The following is an 18930-nucleotide window of genomic DNA, read 5'->3' as shown; positions in this document are numbered from 1 at the left end:
CATTGCCCTCACTGTAGATGCACCCTCGCCAGACATTCCAACGCACTTCTGCCAAAGTAGTGCTACCGCGCATCACCAAACCAACTTCCAGCCATGTCGCATCGCCGCCGATCTTGATCTACCGCATTGCGGGATCAGGGGCATGACGATAAGCGACCTCGTGATCTCCCCTTCAGCAAGCAGAGGAAGTGCCATGCAGATCCCGGAAATGACCGCCAAGATGGCCCAGGGCAACGGCTTCATCGCCGCGCTCGATCAGAGCGGCGGCTCAACGCCCAAGGCGCTCAAGGGCTACGGCATCGATGAAAGCGCCTGGAGCACCGAAGAGGAAATGTTCGGCCTGATCCACGACATGCGCAGCCGGATCATCTCCTCGCCCGCCTTCACGGGCGACAAGGTGATCGGCGCGATCCTGTTCGAACGGACCATGGATGGCCAGGTGGAAGGCGTGCCCACGCCGCAGGCGCTGATCGCCAAGGGCATCGTGCCGTTCATCAAGATCGACAAGGGGCTTGAGGACGAGGCGAACGGCGTCCAGCTGATGAAGCCGATGCCCGATCTCGACGCGCTGCTGGAGCGTTCGCACGCGCTCGGCGTGTTCGGCACCAAGGAACGCTCGGTGATCAACTCGGCGAACGAGGCCGGCATCGCCGCCGTCGTCAAGCAGCAGTTCGAGATCGGCGCGCAGGTTCTCGCCCATGGCATGATGCCGATCATCGAGCCTGAAGTGAACATCAAGAGCGAGACCCGCGCCGCTTGCGACACGATCCTGCTGGCCGAGATCCTCAAGAACCTCGATGCGTTGGACGATGGCAAGCAGGTGATGCTCAAGCTCTCGCTGCCGGTGGTGCCGGGCACGTTCGATCCGCTGGTCGATCATCCCAAGGTGCTGCGCGTCGTCGCGCTTTCGGGCGGCTATGCGCGCCCCGAGGCCTGCGTCGAACTGGCGAAGAACCGGGGCATCATCGCCAGCTTCAGCCGCGCGCTGCTCAACGACTTGCGCGCGCAGATGAGCGATGCGGAATTCGACGCCTCGCTGGGCGAAGCGATCGACGAAATCTACAAGGGCTCGACCCAGAAGGCCGAATCCGCCGCCGCTGCCTGAGCGGACAGGCCCGGAATGGGAAGAGGGCGGTGCCTGCGGGCGCCGCCCTTTTTCTTTCCGGTCGCGATGAGAGCCGGGGGGCGGACACTTCGTCAGTGTCCGCCCCCCCCGGTTGCTTCATTTCAGCAACTGTGGCGGGAAATCGAGCTCGAAATCCGAATACTCGGCGGGGATGCCGAAGGGCAGGTAGCCATCCCGGCCCGCATAGCGGCCGATCAGCGTGGAATAAGTGTAGAAATGCATCTTGCGCTTTTCGGTATCGAACGCGATGAACCGCAGCCAGCCGGCGCCTCCGGGGACCGAACCGGCCTTGCCATCGGGGCCGACCGAGTTGGCCTGATAGTCCTGGAGCACCTGATAGACCGGATAGCCCGCATCGTTCTTGTCGATGCGGATATCCTCGCCCTGCGAGACACCGTTCCTGGGTTCGGTCCACAAATGACCGCACAGGACCAGGAAGATCGCCGGATTCTTGCGGACGAAGCGGTCCCAGATCTGGTCGGGCGTCAAATGGGCGCTGTCGTGAAAATAGACATCGTAATCATCGGACCGCTTCTTGTCCTTGTAGCGGGGGTTCAGCCAGTCATGGGTGCTGAGGATGACCGGCAGGCCCGGATTGGCGTCGATCACGCCCTGCGCCCAGTTCAGCACCGCCTGCGACGGCTGCATCTCGAAGGCGAAGTGCAGGAAGCGCTTCCCGCCGCCGGTGAAGAACTGGTAGCTGTTCAGCCCCTGGTTGAACGAGCCGCCATACCAGGGCTTGTGCACGAAATGGCGTGACTGCGGGCCGAAATAGAGATCCCACACCCGCCCGGAAACGTGATCGCGGGGCGTGGCGCTGGGAATGGTCGTCCCCTGCTGGGTCCACCCGGCGTCCGTATAGGTCCAATAGCCGTCATCGTAATCGTGGTTGCCGGGCGACATGCCGAAGGGGATGGAAGAGCGGCTGAGGATGGAGATGGCGCGATTGGCGCTATCCCATTCCGCTCGCGTGTCGAGCAGGCGATAGTCTCCCGACGTCTGCGACGGGTTGACCAGAATGGAGCCGACCGTCCTGGCGCCATCCTTGGCATAGAAGACGCCGTCGCCATGCTCGACGATGTCGCCGACGAAGGCGGTGAAGACGATGTTCTTTTTCTCGCGCTGGTCCACCACATATTGCATCTGCTGGACAAAGACATCCGAAGAACTGGGCTGCGGGGAAAGAACGTTGTTGTAGCCTTGCGGGTCGGGAATGACCGCAACGGTGAATGTTTCAGCCGATGCCGGAGCCGTGGCCATCAGCAAGGCGATCAGGCTGCTCTTTACCGCCAAAGCTATGGTGCAAGCTTTGTTCATGATCCAATATTTCCTTTCGGTGGAGATTTGGAAGGATTTGCGCAATATTAAGAAAAATATCTGCTTCACAGCTTCGGCTTGATGCGGAGATAGAAATACCGCCTCACCATGATCGAAATATTTCGGCAAAGAATTCGGGAAAATCAGGAGGGCTGACGCCGAAGATATGGCTTGGTCCGAACCGATCCGCCGTTCAGGTGTGCATCAGCGGATCGCTCAAGGTGGGCTTGCCGTCTTCCAGCCGGCCGGCGAAACCCATGGCCAGCCCGTCAGTCTCCACCGTGAAATCATACCAGCCATGACTTTTCGCGGTCAGCCAGCGCGCCTTGGCGCTGCCGCCCGGAATGACGGGAACCCGCCGTGTCGCATTCAGGCCATAGGCATCTTTGCCAAGGGCAAGATGGACCGGCGCATCGGTGTGGTTTTCCAGCGCAAGCTCGATGACTTTCCGCGGGGCGTCGTAGCGGGCGATGAGCGTGGGCAGCGGCACGCCGGCATCGGCGGTCAAGGATCGCATGAAGCCGTTGGGGCCGAGCACCACGAGGTCGAGGCCGCGCTCGCGGTCGATGGTCCAATGGTCATCCAGGCTCTTGCCGGCTTCCACGGCATAACGGCGCGGGATGCGATCGAGGTGGTGCTTGTCATAGACGTGGAAAGTCACGCCGACAGTGCCTTCATTCACGAAGTGCAGCGTCGCCACGCCAGCTTGCGTCCGGGCATCGACATGGAGCACGTAAGGCAGCGCGCGCGACAGGCGAGTGCCGGCTTCCTGGAACAGCTTCTCCGGCTCGTTCGGCGATACCGGACGGGGGCGGGTCATGGCCTGCTTGACCAGCGCAACGGAACCGCGCGTATCCGGCAGGGGCGGCACGGCCGGATCGTTCGGCGACGCGAAATCGAAAGCCGACAGCATGTCGCCGCACATCGCGCGGTGCCAGCGGCTGATGCCGGGAATGGTGACGCCGAAGCGCTTCTCCAGGAACTGCCCCACCGAAGTGTGATCGAACACCTGGCTGGAGACCCAGCCACCCTTGCTCCAGGGGGAGACGACATACATCGGCACGCGCGGCCCCAGGCCGAAGGGGCGTACCGTGCCGGTGATAATGTCTTCCGGGTAGAGATGCTTGCGCTCCGGATCGGAGAAATATTCCCCATCAAGATTGAACGTCGCCCCACCGGCCACCGAGCCGTCGATATTGAAGGAAGGGGGTGCCGGCGCGGGCACGTGGTCGAAGAAGCCGTCATTCTCATCGAATGTCAGGAAGAAGACCGTCCGGCTCCAGGTTTCCGGATTCGCCGTCAGGGCATCGAGAATCTGCGCGGTGAACTCCGCGCCCTGGGCGGGGCTGGACGGACCGGGATGTTCGGACCACCTGTCGGGCGGCAGCACCCAGGATACCTGGGGCAAGGTGCCCTTGCGGGCATCCTCGGCCAGGTCTTCCAGCGACCAGTGCCGCATACCCTTTTCATAGATGGGCGAGCCCGGCTTGGCCGTGCGGAAGCTGTCAAAGGCCAGGCAGCCGTGCATGGCCCCGGTGAAATTGTCATTGGGGTCCTGATAGATGCGCCAGCTTATCCCGGCCGCTTCCAGGACATCCGGGATGGTCGGCCAGGTCAGCGCCGTACCGTTATAGGTATAGCCGGGGTCGGGCATCGTTCCCTTGACCCAGCAACGCAGATTGTCCGGCTCGGAGTCCGCGTCGGTGCAATTGATGCCTTGCGCCCTGAGGCGCGGATTGGCGCTCGAGCCCGACCAGAACACGATGCGGTTGGGATCGGTGCCGGCGGTGACGGAACAATGATATCCGTCGCAAATGGTGAAAGCCTCGGCGAGCGCGAACTGGAACGGAATGTCTGCCCGCTGATAATGGCCCATGGAGAACTCGGTCTTGTATTTCGGCCAGAAGCCGAATTTGCCCTGGTTCCACGGCGCTTGCGTGTCGTTGTAGCTGTGCGGGGTATCGGGCACGCGCAGCGCGCTCGTGGTGGCCGTGTTCAGGTGATACGGGGGGATTTCCCGCTTGCCGTCGGACTGGAACCAGGTGGGCTTGCCGCTTGCCAGCGGCACCAGATGGCGATCGCCAAATCCGCGAACCCCGCGCATCGTTCCGAAATAGTGATCGAAACTGCGGTTTTCCTGCATCAGGATGACGACATGCTGCACATCCCGGATGGTGCCGGTGCGGCTGTCCGCCGGAATCGCCAAGGCTCTTCGGATGCTGCCGGGCAAAGCCACCGCAGCCGCCAGGCCGGCGCCGAGGGTAAGAACACTCCTGCGGTCTGTCATCGTCCTTTGCTCCATATGCTTGCAAATATCGGTCGTTGAGGAACCGCGGAGCGGAGAGCCGACGCCGTCGGCTCTCCGAAATTGCCTGGCCCCTCGCAAATGCGATGGGGCTTCGTCTGTGAGGCCAGGCCATCAGCCGCAAACCGAAGCCTGGCAGTTCTCCGCCGCCGCATCCAGCCGCGTCAAAGCTTCAGGCTGATCGATCCATAGAAATACCGGCCGACCTGATCGAAAATGGTGCTGGCATAAGTGCCGGGGTAATTGGGCGCCTTGACGCCGAAGATATTGTTCACCCCGAAGCCGATCTGGTACTCGTCGGTGATATCGAACTGAAGCGCCAGGTTGTTCAGGACATAGGCGGGGATGCTGTAGTCATCGTATTGTTCGTCGGAAGTGGAATTCACGTTGACGTTGGTCGCGCTTCTGAACTGCGTGTCGAACGAAACGCCGAACTTGCCGATGTGGTAAGCGGTCAGGAGAGTGGCCCGGAAGCGCGGATTGCCGCTGTCGCCATCGTAGCGGACATTGCCCGCGACGATACCCGGCGTCGATTCCAGCAGGTTCGAGATCAGATAGGTGCCCTTGAAGGCCAGGCTCAGCGTCCCGGCGCCCAGCGGACGGTGATAATCGAGGCCGAAGTCGATGCCGCGTGCCCGCTGGCGCGAAGCATTGATCAGGACCGATTTCACGTAATCGACCGAATGGTCGGTCGGCCGGCGCACGACCGCGTCGCAGAACGCATTGTCGATGGTCGGCAAATCGACGCATAGCTCGATGGTCTTGGTGTTGGAGAAGGACGCGATCACGTTCTTGATGTCGATGTCCCAATAGTCGGCCGTCACGTCCAGGCCCGGAATGAAGCGGGGCTGGAAAATCGCGCCCAGCGTCAGGCTGTTCGACACTTCCGGCTGGAGATCGGGGTTGCCGCCGCTGACGATATAGGTGTCGAAGTTGAGCGGAAGCGGCGTGTTGATCCCCAGCGCCTTGCAGTTCGCCGCGCGTGTCGGGGTGAGGTTGTAGCGCTGGACGTCGCAGGCATCGGGCGTGGTGCCCGCGCCGGCCTGGGACTGCGGCGTATAGAGTTCCGAGAAGTTGGGCGCGCGCACGCTGCGCGACCGCACCCCGCGGAAGGTCAGCCAGTCGACCGGCGACCAGGTCACGCCGCCTTTCCACGCCTCGGTCCCGCCAAAGGTGGAATAGTCGGAATAGCGATAGGCGCCTTCCACTTCCAGGCTCTTGATAAAGGGTATGTCCTTGAGGACGGGCACCACGACTTCGCCGTAGAACTCGGTCACGTTCATCGAAGCCTTGACGTTCGGGTGCGGCGGTTCCGAACCGCTGGTGATCAGATAGGCGGCGGGATCATCCTTGGTGTCGATCGCATCCTTGCGGTGCTCGATACCGGCCGCGATGGAGACATCACCATAAGGCAGGGAGAAGATCTGGCCATTGATGTTGCCGCCATAGATCTCCTGCGTGTTGATCTTGATCTCATGCCGATCCCGCTGGAAATACTTGTAGACTGCCGGATCGACCGCATCGGTGCTGAAGACGTTGATCGGAAGGCAGCCATCGGCTCGGGCCGCGGCGCTGCGGCACATCGGATTGCCATTGGCGTCGGCAACGACATCGATCGCGTTGATCCACAGGGAATAGGCCACGTTGTTGCGGCTGATGGCATCCAGGCGCGCCCTGCCGTATTGCCAGAACGCCTGCCAGTTCAGCTTGCTGCCCAGCTTGCCGCTGATGTTCTGGGCGATCGTGACGTCTTCCTGCTCGCGATTGAGCACCTTGACCGGAAAGTTGTCATAGGCGCGGCGCACGCCGATCTCGGTCAGGCCGTTCTCGGTCATGAAATCCCTGACCGCCTGCGGCGTGTAGGGGTTCTCGAAATTGGCCTTGGGATAATTGGCGCTGCGGTTATCGACCCGGAAGTAGAGCGAATCCGATTGCCAATCGACGTGGGCGTAGGAGAAGTTGGCGCCATATTCGATGGTATCGGTCAACTTGTAGTTGAGGCGGCCCATCAGCGATGCGGTGCGGGTGCGGGCCTGGAACTGGCCGACGTCGATCAGGGAGCGGCCATCGCCGCCATCGCCATTCGAGGTCTGCGCGTAGACCCACTGTGTATCGTACTGCGCCCGGCGCAGGCCGCCATTTTCGATATAGAATTCAGCGTTGTTGTAGTTGGCGTTGTTGATCCAGATGCTCGGCTTCCAGTCGAGATAGATATACCGGAAGTTGTGTGAAACGATGTTGTCGGGAATGCCGTCGTTGGGGCCGGTGTTCTTGGGGTTCGCCACATAGGCCAGCTGGTTGCCGATGCCGATGCGATCCTTGAAGAAAAAGGGATTGGTGCCGGAATAGGTGCCGCCGATGGCGAACGAACCGCGATCGTCGGCGAACTTGCCGCCAGTCGCAAGCGAGGCCATGAACCGCGTGGCATCGCCTTTCTCGGCAATGCCGCCCGTGACGCGCAGATTGAGGCCCTCGATGCTCTTCTTGGTGATGATGTTCACCGCGCCTGTCACCGCGTCGGCGCCATAGACCGCGGCCGCGCCGCCCGTCACCACTTCGAAGCGGTCGATCATGCCGACCGGGATCATGTTGGGATCGACCGCGGAGGCCCCCGCCAGCACCGACACCCGGCGCTGGCCGTCGACCAGCGTCAGCGTGCGGTTGACGCCCAGGTTGCGCAGGTTGAGCGCGCCCAGCCCGGTATCGGTGCCGGTGTTGCAGTCAACGCAGCCTACCGAGGAATCCAGCCCGTTGCCCAGCGCCGGATCGCGGCGCAAGGCATCATAGGCATTGATGATGCCCAGGTTGAAGGAATCCTCCATCTTCGTGACGCTGACCGGCATCGGCGATTCCAGCTCGGGCCGCGCGATGCGCGAGCCGGTGACGACGATCCCGTCGGCATCTTGCGGTTCATCCTTCGGGCTTGCGGCGTCCGGCGGTGGGATATCCTGCGCACTGGCGGTCGAGATAGCCAGCGCCGAACTGGCCAGCCCGGCAAGCAGCAGTGTTTTGAAGGTGGTCATTCCCTTTGCCCCTCTGTGAATGGACGCCTGGCCCAAAGCGCAGCGCGTCCGGATGATCCGATGGCCGGGCGATAGGGAGGGATTGTTACAGGGAAATGAACTAATCTCAATTCAGTGGTTAGAAATCATGAGATATGGATATTCCAGCCTGCGTCGGGCCCGGCATGTCGCCAGCACTGTCCGGCGACTTTCTCAATCCATGCCCACACATGCGCTTTCCGCCAGCCACTTGGCGGGATATGCCTGCCGGCATGACGCGACAGACAAAAAGCAACGGACAGGATTTCCAGCCCGCCGCCGCCCGGCTCCAGAGCATGGCGGCGAGCTTGCCGGCGACCAGCCGGCGTATCGCCCAGTTCGTGCTCGATAATGTCGGCGAGGTCGTCCACATGTCGGTGACGGAGCTGGCGGAGAAGACCGAGTCGTCGGAAGGCAGCGTCGTCGGCCTCGCCAAGACGCTTGGCTATACCGGCTTCCAGCAGCTCAAGATCGCGCTGGCCCAGGATCTGGTCACGCCGGTCCAGTTCATCCATGAGGATCTGGAGCCCGGCGATCATCCCGACACGGTGGTGCGCAAGGTCTTCGCGAGCCATATCCAGGCCTTGCAGGACACGCGCGCCAGCCTCGATGTCCATGCGCTCAACCGGGCGGTGGAAGCGATCCGGGCCGCGCGGCGCGTGGAGGTCTACGGCATCGGTTCGGCGGCGTCGGTGGCCGAGGATGCCGGCTACCGGCTCATGCGAATCGGCATCGAGGCCAGGGTGCTGGTCGACAGCCACATCCAGGCGATCGGCGCCAGCCTCACCGGGCCCGACGTGGCGACGCTCACCATCTCGCATTCGGGCGCGAGCCAGGAGACGCTCACGGCGACGCGGCTTGCGCGCGAGGCGGGCGCCCGGACGATCGTCGTCACCAATTACGGCAAGTCGCCGATCCTGGCTTATGCCGACATCGTGCTGTTCACCGTGGCGCGCGAGACCAATTTCCGCACCGAGGCGATGACCAGCCGGATCGGCCAGCTCGCGGTGCTGGATACGCTGATCGCCTGCCTCGCGCTGGAGGATTATGAAGCGTCCAGCGAGGTGCTGCGGCGCTCTTTCGAGATATTGTCGCTCAAGCGCTATTGAGTGTCCGCGAGCCGATCGCACAGGTCTGCCAGATTGGGATGGCCGTCTTGCCGATCGGCGTGGACGATCAGCGAGCGCAGGCCCAGCGCGCTGGCACCGGCGCGGTCGGTCAGCGGATTGTCGCCGATCACGATCGTGCCGGCGCGGCTTGATCCCAGGCGTTCGAGCGCGGCGACGAACAGCATCGCGGCCGGCTTGCCGATCACATGCGTCGCCGCGATGCCCGCCGCCGCCTCGACCGCCGCGAGCAGCGAGCCCGTCTCGGGCACGATCAGGCCATCGTTGCCCGGATGGGTCAGGTCGGGATTGGCGGCGACCAGCACCGCGCCGCGCCGCACTTCGTTGGCGAGCAGCGCGAGCTTGCCATAGCTCCAGCGCGTGTCGCGCCCCAGCAGCACGACATCGGCCTTCTCGGCCACGGGCACCAGGCCATGGCGGCGCGCGCAATGGCGCAGCACCGTCGAAGTGGCGACCAGGCAGCGCGCGCCGGGATATTCGCGGGCGACGAAACCCACGGCTTCCTCGCCGGCGAGCACGATGCGGTCGGCCGGAATGTCGAACCCGACGCGGCGCAGCCGGGAGCTGAGCGATCGGCCGGTTTCGCGCGAATTGTTCGATACCAGCGCGAACCGGCCCTCGACCGCGCGCAGGAAATCCCTGGCGCCTTCGGTGGCGGCGCCGCCGCGCAGCAGCGTGCCGTCGAGATCGAGGATGAAATGATCACCCGCCGCGATCGCGTCGTCATCGTCCGCGCGCCGGCGGGTTGCCGACGGTTTGACGTGATGGTCGTTCAGAAGGACGGCGCGACGCGCGCTGCTCGGTTCGATACTCATGGAGGTGATGCGATAATCTCAATAATAATCCTTTGCAAGTTGAGATGTATTCGCGGATATGTCATATCACTGCCCTATGGCGTTGCTTGGCTGGCGGGATTCGAGCCGTCGCGGCGACAGGAGACGAACATGCGATCGCTTTGGGGGTTTTTGGCACTTCTGTTCGTGCTGTCCGGCTGCTCGCCGGCCGCCGCGCCGAAGCGCGAGACGCTGCGCGTGATCCTGATTCCGGCCGATGGCGGGACCGAGGATGGCACCAAGGCTGACTACCAGCCGATTTTCGGGGCCGTCTCGCGCATGACCGGGCTCGATTTCGACATCAAGGTCGGCCAGTCCTATGCGGCGGTGGTCGAGGCGCTGTGCAGCAACGGCGCCGACATCGCTTTCGTCGGACCCGTCACTTATATCCAGGCACGCGACCGGGGCTGCGCCGATCTGCTCGCCGTGGGCGTCGAGAAGCAGCAGTCGATCTATCATTCGGGCATCTTCACCCGCGCGGGATCGCCGATCCGCACCATCGCCGATCTCAAGGGCAAGCGGGTGGCGTTCGGCGATGTCAACTCGACGTCGTCCTTCATCTATCCGATGGCGATGATCGTCGATGCCGGCCTTGATCCGGTGCGCGATCTGGGCGCGATCCGCATGACCGGCAGCCATGCCGACAGCCTGGCCGCGCTCGTGCACGGTCAGGCCGATGCCGCCGCCTTGTCCTTCGACAGCTTCGAAAAGGCGGTGGGCGAACATGCGGTCGATCCCGCGACCATCCGCGTCATCGCCAAGAGCCCGCCGATTCCCTATCCGCCGCTCATCATGAACGCCCGGCTGGCCCCCGGCCTCAAGGCCCGGCTGCGCGATGCCTTCGCCCGGGTGGACAAGGCGCCGGGCGTCACTCCCGATATGATTCGCGGCTACGGCGGCAAGAAGATTGACCGCTACGATACCGCGTTCGCGCCCGAACAGTTCAACGTGGCCGGCGCTGTCATGGCAAAGCTCGACGATGGCCTCAAGGAAGCCATTCTCAAGAAGGCGTCGGAACGGTGAGCTTGCGGTTCGAGCATGTCGGCAAGCGTTACCCGGACGGAACGATCGCCCTGGGCGATGTCAGCTTCGAAGTGCCGCCCGGCCAGTTCTGCGTCATCCTCGGCCGCTCGGGAGCGGGCAAATCGACGCTTTTGCGCTGCGTGAACGGTCTTGCCAGCCCCAGCAGCGGGCGCGTGGTGGTGGACGGCGTGGAAGTGACGCCGGCAACGCTGCGGCAACTGCGTCCGCGCATCGGCATGATCCACCAGTCCTTCAATCTGGTGCCGCGCGCCAGCGTCGCGGCCAATGTCATCGCCGGCGCGCTGCCGGCGGTCTCGACCGGCCGCGCGTTGCTGGGCCTGTTTCCCCGGGCACTGCGTGACAAGGCGTGCGCGCTCATCGCCGATGTCGGCCTTGGCCAGGAACATCTGCCGCGCCGGGTCGCGGCCCTGTCGGGCGGACAGCAGCAGCGCGTCGGCATTGCCCGCGCCTTCATGCTCGATCCCGCCTATGTGCTGGCGGACGAGCCCGTCGCCAGCCTCGATCCGCAAACGAGCGCGGACATCCTCACGCTGATCCGGCGCGAAGCGAAGGAACGCGGCGCGGCCGTGCTGTGCAGCCTTCACCAGATCGATCTGACCATGCGCTTCGCGGACCGCGTGCTCGCGCTGAGGGACGGGCGGATCGTGTTCGATGGCGCGCCGGATGCGCTCGCGCAGAGCCGGCTTGGCCGCATCTATGACGCAAGCTGGCCCGAACCCTGTCCGCTGCCAGAGGCGGTCGGCGCGTGAGCGGCATTGCCAACCGGACCGTCGGCGGCCCGTCCGGCGAATGGCGCTTTCCCACGGCGTTCGGATGGCGCGGCGTGCTTGTCGCCATCGTCGCGTTCCTGATCCTGTTTCGCACGGGCGCCGATGTCGAGATCGGCCGGGCCCTGCTGCAATCGGGGAAGGGCATCGCGGCCGGGGCCGGCCTTGCCGAGGATTCGCAAGTGGCGCGCGGCTTCGGGGCGATACTGGGCAGGATGTTTCCGCCGCAACTGGCCGAAGTCACCGAGACCGGGCGAATCGCGGGCTTCGACCGCGACCGGCTGCCCTGGTTCGCGCATGTGGAGATGCAAACGGTAACGGTTCAGTCGCTGGACCCCGAAACCATGCGCATGGTCGCCAGCACCACGCAACGCGAGGTGCTGGTCGAACCGTTCGGCTATCTGCGGCAGGTTGTGGCCAAGCTTGTCGAGACGCTCGAGATCGCGCTCTGGGGCACGCTGCTCGCGGTGCTGATCGGCGCGCCGCTGGCCTTTTTCGGCGCGCGCAACCTCTCGCCTCATCCGCTGCTGGTCGCGCTGAGCCGCGGCATGGTCAGCCTGCTGCGCGCGATTCCCGAACTGATCAGCGCGCTCTTCTTCGTGCTCGCTTATGGTTTCGGACCCGCCGCGGGCGTGCTGGCGCTGGCGCTCCACGCCGCCGGCTTCCTCGGCAAGTTCTATGCGGAGGACATCGAGAATGCCGATCCCGGCCCGCAGGAAGCGCTGCGGGCGATTGGCGCCAATCGGCTGAAACTGCTGCGCTATGCCATCCTGCCGCAAGTGCTGCCGCAATACGTGGCCTACACCCTCTACATTCTCGACCGCAACGTGCGGATGGCGACCGTCATCGGCCTGGTCGGTGCCGGCGGTATCGGGCTGGAACTGAAGGGACGCTATGACCTCTATCAGTATGCCCATGTCGGCACGATCCTGATCGCGATCTTCATCCTCGTGTTCGCGCTCGACCAGCTTTCGAGCTGGTTCCGCCGCCGTTTGATCTGAAGCTCAGGCCCATCGCGCCGCGACGGAACGCGATCGCCGCTTTTCCCGGCTTGATGCCGGAACCGGGCCTGTCCTGAACGAGAAATGGTCGGCGAGATAGACTACATTTCGAACTTCTTCCTAATCCCGACGCTTGAAGCTCGGCAGTTGATTGCGCGTTTTCGCGCCGCGTTCAGGGACGCGGCGTGAAGGTGCGGTGCGGAAATTTCCGTGGCGGATTCGAGTCGCTCGAAGCTGCCCGTCGAGTTTTCCCGTCCAACGTCAAGGATGGCGGAAGACGTAGGCACGTCATCATGCAGGTTCAAATACCCCGCTCGGAGCATGTAGCACTGCACGCATTCCGGTTCGTCCAACCAACCACTCTTGGTGCACGGTCACAAAATTCCGGTTCGACGCGCGTATCGAAGTTTCGTGGCATGGGCCAAGCAGGTTCAGAATCCTATCGGTCCTGTGGCGCTGCTTGCTTCCCAGTTCGTTCTTTCAATGCCGCGAGCCATGGTCGGAATTATCCGATGCGATCAGAAAATGTCTCCTTTGAAGTTGGGGGAGGGAAGAGGGTCAGGAGGAAAGCGGGGGCGACGATCGACCGAGCAATTCTTCGTTGCTTCGCCAGAACTGCATTTCCGCACGCTGTGAAAAAGGCTACATCAGAACCAGAAAGGATAGGGTAATGAGCGCGGTCGATGAGCCAGAGGACCCGCAGATCGACGCTGCTTTTTCCGCGCCGTGCGTTCGCCTGCGCGACTATCTCTGGCGTCCCCGGATCGCCAAAATCTGGTGGACCGGATCGCTCGTCTGGTGGGCCGGTTTCGCCCTTGCGCAGCAAACCGGCTGGCTTCTCGAATTCTACGAGACGGCGACCGCGGGTTACCTCAACGTCCTGTTCTACCCGATGACCATCGTCGCGGTGCTCGGCGTGTCGTTCGCCCGGGCCAAACTGGATCGCAGCGACTGGGTGATGACCGCGCCGACACATGAACAGATGTTTCCGCCCCGGTCCGTGGGCGGGATGCACGATCCCGCCTCCGACCCCCTGGATCCGCGTTCTGGCGTGCTCCATTGGCGATTGCTGCGTCATCACCGTCACCGCAAATGATGCTATTTGTCGCTACGATTTTTAACGCTGCTGTCCCCATCGCCTGAACCATGATCGGGATCTGTGGAGAATGTGCCGGACTTCAGAACCGAGTGTTGCTCGATCGATGTCAGTGGGCCGGTGATATCGAACGTTCCTCGTCCTGAATCCGCCTGGTCGAGGTAGCGGTTACGCAACCCATCTTGGCCGAGGATCTGGTTATGCAGCTCCTGCGTAAATGTTTGGGCGGGGTTGTGGGAATGGGCAGCTTTGCGCTCGGCTGCGGCAATGGCATTGCGCACGTCGTAGTTTACGATGTCCAAGCTTGCCTCAGCATTTTCAGAGGTCATCCCTCGATCTGAACTTTGAAAGGCAAGGCCGCCGCTGATCCCCGCAGAGGCAGAACTTCTCGAAGGCTTTCCACCTGACTTGTTAGACTTGCCGCTTCCCTGACTGCTAGCGGATGCAGAAATTCCGGCATCGATGTCGGTGCCCATCGACGTCTGATCCTGTGCCAAACGCGAGAGGTTTCGCGTCCATCCAGTCTGGGTCATGATCGCCTGCACATCGCGCTGTAGCGTATCGGCGACCTGTGGCTTCAGCCGCCAGTGTCCCTTGCGGTCCATCTCGAACCCGCCCCGGAGCCAGTTCGCCATCATCGCCTGGCCCTGCTGACCACCGCCCAGGAAATGCTCGACGGTATCGGGTCCGGCCTGCTTGCCCGCCTCGAACCGCGTGCTGGTGTCCGAGCGCGCCGACTGGCTGTAGCCGGTGCTGCTCGAGACGAGCAGGTCGTTGTGGGCGAACGAGAACCGTGCGTGCCCACCATTTGCGACAGCGCCGAGCTGGCTTTCGTTGATGAGCCCGCCTTTCCACAAGGCCGCGGCGGTCGCCGGCGTCAGGTTGAGATTGAGGTCGCCATTCTGATCCATGGCGATCTGCCGCTTCGACAGGTTGACGCCATGGTCGGCGAGCAGCTCCTGCATGCGGGTCAGCCGCTCGTTCTCGACGATCCGGCCGATCCGCTCGTTGCGGGCACGATCGGCAACTCCGGCCGCGCCGCCTTCGGCCATGTCTGTCTGGTTGCCGACGGTATGGGTGAGGGCCTGCATGAAGCTGTCGAGCTGCGCCGCCTCGCGCACCGAGACGCCGGCCGCCGCCGCACCTTCGGCAAATCCGGCATTGTCGGCCTGGCGCCGCTGCTCGCCGATGCGCGCGGAGGCACGGGTGCCAGCGGTGCCGACCTCGCGCTGAGCGTCGAGTTTGCCCGATCTTTCGGCAAAATCGTAGCCGGCGGCCTCGCGCGTGCGGCCATAGACGCTGGTGTGCTCACGGCCTGCTTCCGCAGTTGCGCCATCGGCAGTGCCGACCTGGCTGGCAGCGTTGTAGGTCTCGAGGGCGCGCATGACCTGCGCTTCGTTGCGCCCAGTCGATCGGGACAATTGCGTGATCGCGGAAGAACGCGCCTCGCCGGAGAGGCCATTGATGAAGGAGATGCGCTTGCTGGTCTCGCCGAGCGAGAGCCCCAGCATGGCGGCGGCATGACGCTGACCGGCGTTGCTGCCGGTGCGCCAGGCCTGTTCGGTCGCAACGTTGCCGCGTTCGGTCGCGGCGACGTGGTTTCCGGCAAAGTCGCGGCGCCCCTCCATGGCGCCGACCTGTACCTCGGCGCCGGTGATGTCGTTTCGCAGCATCTGCTCCTGATCGAAGGCGTTTGCCGTCAGCTTGGCGAAGGTCGGGTCCACCGCGGCCTGGGCGATGACGGTCGAGGCCTTGAGCGCCGCGTCCTTGGCGTCATAGCCGCTGCGCTCGAAGTGCCGCTGCGCACCCGACAGCATCATGTCGTAGGCGCGGGTGTCGCCGAAGGCCTTCCACTGCACCATGTTCTGGCTGAAGGCGGCAAAGGCGCGCTCGCCAGCCTGACCCTGTCCGAAATAGCTGGTGCCGAGCGTGCGGAGCGCGTCCTTTTCGGCGAAGTTGTGGATCGCGCTGGTCGTGGCGTTGGCCCGCACCGCCTGCGCGACCGCGGGATCGCTGAGATCGCGCCCGGTGAGCGCCGCCGAGAGGCCTCCCAATTCGCGCGCGGCATCAATGCCGCCCAGCGCGAAGGCCGATTGCCCGGCAGGCCCGCCGCCATGTTCACCGATTACGCTGCCCGCCATACCGAAGCCGCGATTGGCCGCGAAATTGCTGCGTTCGCCAAAGTCTCCGAAGCTTGCGGATGCACTGCCCCGCGCCATTGTGCCGGTCGCCGAAGCCTGGGCTTCCAATGCCGAGGCATAGCCTTCCTTCGTCATCAGCGGAGCGGCGGCGGCCGTGCCGAGGCCCTGCGTCTGCAAGGCTTCGCCGGTGAAAGCGGTGAAGACGTTGCCCGAGAAGCGGAACACCGTGAACACGAACGCCCCGGCAAGCCCGGCGGCGGCGGTGCGGAACGAGCCGAAGATGGCGAGCGCCTTCATCGCCGAGGAAGACGCGAGCATCCAGGCATTGGCGGCGACATGGTTGGATCGCATCTCGGCGAGGGCATCCATCGCCCGGCCGAGGGTCAGCTGGTAGATGCCGGCGTCGATCACCCCCCAGAGCGCGACGAAGACGAAGAGCCCGAAGGCGAAACTTGCCACACGCAAGTTGATCGGTGTCAGGATGAACAGAAGCGCGACCGTCGTCATGAACAGCATGATACCGAAGACGGTGGCGCGGATCGTCGGCATCCATTCGTTGGCGACCGACATCGTGGCGAGCCCGCCTGAGATCACCGCCCGATTCGCCATGACCCTTGAGGCGGTGGCTGGGCTGTCCTCGAACAGCACGTCCCCCACGGCATTACCGAGCATGACGTCGGTGAGGAAAGCCTGCATCGTCAGCGGCGCGCCGGTCATCATGTCGCCCATATCCCCAAGCCGGCTGCGGCAGCGCGAGAGCTGGTTCGCATCGGCGACGTCATAGCCGGTGCGCTGGCAGACCTGTTTGGCATAGTCGTCGAACAGGGTGGGATCGGAGAGCCGTGTCTGGATGGCGTCCCAGCTTTCCGAACAGGTCATCGTCGTCCCGGCCTTGTCGGCAGCGGTATAGACGGTGGAATAGGTTGCCGGCCCCGCCATCGCCGCGAATGTCGCGGGCAGGTCGGTCGAGGTGCGGAAGAGTTGGTCGTCATCGACATTGTAGGCGGCCGAGGTCCGCGCCACTGGGTAGCACTGGCGGACATAATCCTTGGTCGTCGCATCGAGGAAGGTGTCGGTCATCGGGCCGCGTGGGCTAACGGCGTTGAGGAAGAGGTCGAACGCATGTCCCCCCGCACCGAATTCCAGCTTAGCATTGGGGTCGGTGGTGTTGTCGTCGATCACCTCGGCGAGCGCGCGTTCCATGAGATTGGTCGCGCCTGCCACCACGACGATGAGATTGGGGACGCCGCCGACCGGCTGATAGGCGTTGCGCACCTTGTCATAGACATGGACCGTGCCCGTGGTGGAGACCAGCCCGACGAAGAGACCGATGCCGATCAGCATCTGGAAGCCGAAGGCGACCAGACCCATTCCTTGTCCGCGCACGCTCGCGAGCACCGCGCCCAATGCAATGCCCGCCACCGCGCAGATCACCACCAGCGTCTCGTAGCGCGCGTCGGCGAAGATCAGCGCGATGAGGTGGAAGGCGTCCACCGTCTCGGCGAAGCCGTCATAGGTATAATAGCTGGTATCGACCGCCAGCGCGGGGGTGGCGCCGAGCGCGAGCGGACCCGCAGTGAGGAAGGCGAGGAACGAACGGAGAATGCGCGGGACAGCGATAGGCATAGTGGTGGCCTCGATGATCAGTGGTTGCGGTAAGCGGCGGCGCCGGCGGCATCGCGCGCATCGCGGTCGCGCTGGCGCAAGAGCCCCGCATAGTTTGCCGAGAGATTGGCCTGGGTGAGCGCGGCCATATAGGACTGGCGCATCTGCGCGCGCTGGCGCAGCACTTCCTCGCGCAGATCGCGAAGCTGCTCGATGCCCTTGGTGAGGATTCTGGTCTGGCAGATATTGGAGCTGTCGGCACTGGCAGCGCCGGCGACGGTCGCTCCGCGCTCCGCATTGGTCACCGCGAAGTCGATCGAGCGCGTGAGGTCGTTCAGCATCTGATAGCCGAGGCTCAATGCCACCAGTTCGTCGGTATCGCCGATCACCGAATCCGGCACGCCCTGGCGCACGCCCCATTCGAGCAGGCGATAGACGGGCATGGTCCGCACATTGGCGACGAACTGCTTTTCTTCGGCCGAGAGCGCCGAGCGGGTGCGGATCTTGGTGGTGATCGACTGCATGCGCGTGCGCGCCAGTTCGAGCGCGCCCTTGCCATTATCCTTCGCGCAGTCGGCTGCGGTCGGCGGTACGTTGAGCGCGCGGGTCTGGACCCGGCCGGTCAGGAAATCGTCGGAGGACTCGGTGTCCTGATGCGGGCAGGCTGGGATCGCCGAGAAGATCGGCACCTTGTCGGTGGAATCCCAGCGCATATAGACGTCGCCGACACGGGCGCGCATCACACCGGCCCAGTCGCCCGCGCCGACGCGGCTCGCGGCATGGGCGAGGAGCGAACCGGTGCGGAAGATGTCGGTCACTTCCGACGGGCAGTTTTCCAGAGCCTCCTTGAGATCCTCGGTCGGGTTGCCCTTGTTCGACTGGATCTTCTCGCGGCTCTGCTGATAGCTCTTGGCGAAGCCTTCCTTCACCGATTTGGAGCCGGTCATCTCCTCGATGACGCCCGACATATTGTCGTCGCCCTTGGCGATCTGGACCATGCGGTTGGCGAGCCGGCAGTCGTTGACCTGGATCGAGTTCAGGTAATTGGTGGCCGCTTCCATCTTCGAGATGATGTTGCCCATCTTCTCGTCGAGCGTTTCGAGCAGGTATTGAAAGGCCACTGCCGGCGCGGCCTGGAGGATGCTCTCGAGCTTCTGGACGAGATAGTCGGGATCGAGGAACGACATGCCGCCGAGGAACATGTCGATCCCGCCGCAGCCCGCCTTCACCTTGGGCAGTGACAGCGACATCAGATAGTCGTCGTGGACATCAACGCGCCCCGACATGCCCCCTGCGGTCACATAGCCGCGGGTCTGATCGGAGAAGCTGCCGGGCGAGGTATAGGTGACATTGTCGAACCAGCTTTCCGCCCAGCTCTGGGCATGGGCGGGCTCGGTGCTCGCGCAGGTGGCGATCAGGGCGATGGCGGGCAGGTTCAGCGCACGGGAGAGCTTGGGCATGGCAGGCCTCTTCTTGGGACAAGGAGACGAAACCGCCGGCCCGCCATGCGCGGCAGCTTCGTGGGGA

13 protein-coding genes are annotated in these 18930 nt (G+C 63.8%); 7 read left to right on the top strand and 6 right to left on the bottom strand.

Annotated features, from left to right (window positions below; translation table 11 throughout):
- Positions 1-193: 193 nt before the first annotated feature.
- Positions 194-1105, top strand: a complete 912-nt coding sequence (locus PYV00_RS22635) for a fructose bisphosphate aldolase (protein WP_275230595.1) — start codon at positions 194-196, stop codon at positions 1103-1105.
- A gap of 117 nt (positions 1106-1222) precedes the next feature.
- Here the strand turns inward: PYV00_RS22635 and PYV00_RS22630 are convergent, their stop codons facing one another.
- A complete protein-coding gene (locus PYV00_RS22630) occupies positions 1223-2269 on the bottom strand; it encodes a phosphoesterase (RefSeq protein ID WP_275230594.1) in 1047 nt (348 codons plus the stop codon).
- A gap of 70 nt (positions 2270-2339) precedes the next feature.
- Between PYV00_RS22630 and PYV00_RS22625 the strand changes: the two genes are divergently transcribed.
- Complete coding sequence (locus tag PYV00_RS22625) at positions 2340-2525, top strand: hypothetical protein (RefSeq protein WP_275230593.1); 186 nt, start codon at positions 2340-2342, stop codon at positions 2523-2525.
- Positions 2526-2636: 111 nt separating this feature from the next.
- On the opposite strand, the gene PYV00_RS22620 is transcribed toward PYV00_RS22625, so the two are convergent.
- Entirely contained in the window at positions 2637-4730 is a 2094-nt protein-coding gene (locus tag PYV00_RS22620; protein WP_275230592.1) for a phosphocholine-specific phospholipase C, read from the bottom strand.
- 182 nt (positions 4731-4912) lie between these two features.
- A complete protein-coding gene (locus tag PYV00_RS22615; protein WP_275230591.1) occupies positions 4913-7771 on the bottom strand; it encodes a TonB-dependent receptor plug domain-containing protein in 2859 nt (952 codons plus the stop codon).
- Positions 7772-8022: 251 nt separating this feature from the next.
- Here PYV00_RS22615 and PYV00_RS22610 point away from each other — a divergent pair, with 251 nt between their 5' ends.
- Positions 8023-8898, top strand: coding sequence for a MurR/RpiR family transcriptional regulator (locus PYV00_RS22610; RefSeq protein ID WP_275230590.1), 876 nt, complete (start codon positions 8023-8025; stop codon positions 8896-8898).
- Here PYV00_RS22610 and PYV00_RS22605 read toward each other — a convergent pair.
- A complete protein-coding gene (locus tag PYV00_RS22605; RefSeq protein WP_275230589.1) occupies positions 8892-9731 on the bottom strand; it encodes an HAD-IIA family hydrolase in 840 nt (279 codons plus the stop codon). The two genes, PYV00_RS22610 and PYV00_RS22605, sit on opposite strands and share 7 nt — an antisense overlap.
- 150 nt (positions 9732-9881) lie before the next feature.
- Between PYV00_RS22605 and PYV00_RS22600 the strand changes: the two genes are divergently transcribed.
- From PYV00_RS22600 to PYV00_RS22585, 4 genes are all read left to right on the top strand, one after another.
- The gene (locus PYV00_RS22600; RefSeq protein ID WP_275230588.1) at positions 9882-10772 is read left to right on the top strand and encodes a phosphate/phosphite/phosphonate ABC transporter substrate-binding protein; all 891 of its coding nucleotides are present in this window, start codon (positions 9882-9884) and stop codon (positions 10770-10772) included.
- Positions 10769-11542: a phosphonate ABC transporter ATP-binding protein gene (locus PYV00_RS22595; protein WP_275230587.1), complete on the top strand. Its 774-nt coding sequence runs from the start codon at positions 10769-10771 to the stop codon at positions 11540-11542. The genes PYV00_RS22600 and PYV00_RS22595 overlap by 4 nt, the downstream gene beginning before the upstream one ends.
- A complete protein-coding gene (gene phnE, locus PYV00_RS22590) occupies positions 11539-12561 on the top strand; it encodes a phosphonate ABC transporter, permease protein PhnE (RefSeq protein ID WP_275230586.1) in 1023 nt (340 codons plus the stop codon). The genes PYV00_RS22595 and phnE overlap by 4 nt, the downstream gene beginning before the upstream one ends.
- 670 nt (positions 12562-13231) lie before the next feature.
- Complete coding sequence (locus PYV00_RS22585; RefSeq protein ID WP_275230585.1) at positions 13232-13657, top strand: hypothetical protein; 426 nt, start codon at positions 13232-13234, stop codon at positions 13655-13657.
- Positions 13658-13659: 2 nt separating this feature from the next.
- Here PYV00_RS22585 and PYV00_RS22580 read toward each other — a convergent pair whose 3' ends face one another.
- Positions 13660-17424: a conjugal transfer protein TraG N-terminal domain-containing protein gene (locus PYV00_RS22580; protein ID WP_275230598.1), complete on the bottom strand. Its 3765-nt coding sequence runs from the start codon at positions 17422-17424 to the stop codon at positions 13660-13662.
- Between the two features lie 17 nt (positions 17425-17441).
- Positions 17442-18863: a conjugal transfer protein TraH gene (locus PYV00_RS22575; protein WP_275230584.1), complete on the bottom strand. Its 1422-nt coding sequence runs from the start codon at positions 18861-18863 to the stop codon at positions 17442-17444.
- Positions 18864-18930 lie beyond the last annotated feature (67 nt).

The sequence above is a fragment of the Novosphingobium album (ex Liu et al. 2023) genome (assembly GCF_029076845.1).
Taxonomy (GTDB): domain Bacteria; phylum Pseudomonadota; class Alphaproteobacteria; order Sphingomonadales; family Sphingomonadaceae; genus Novosphingobium.
Note: the sequence above shows the minus strand (reverse complement) of the source record. Positions and strands in the feature narration are given on the sequence as shown.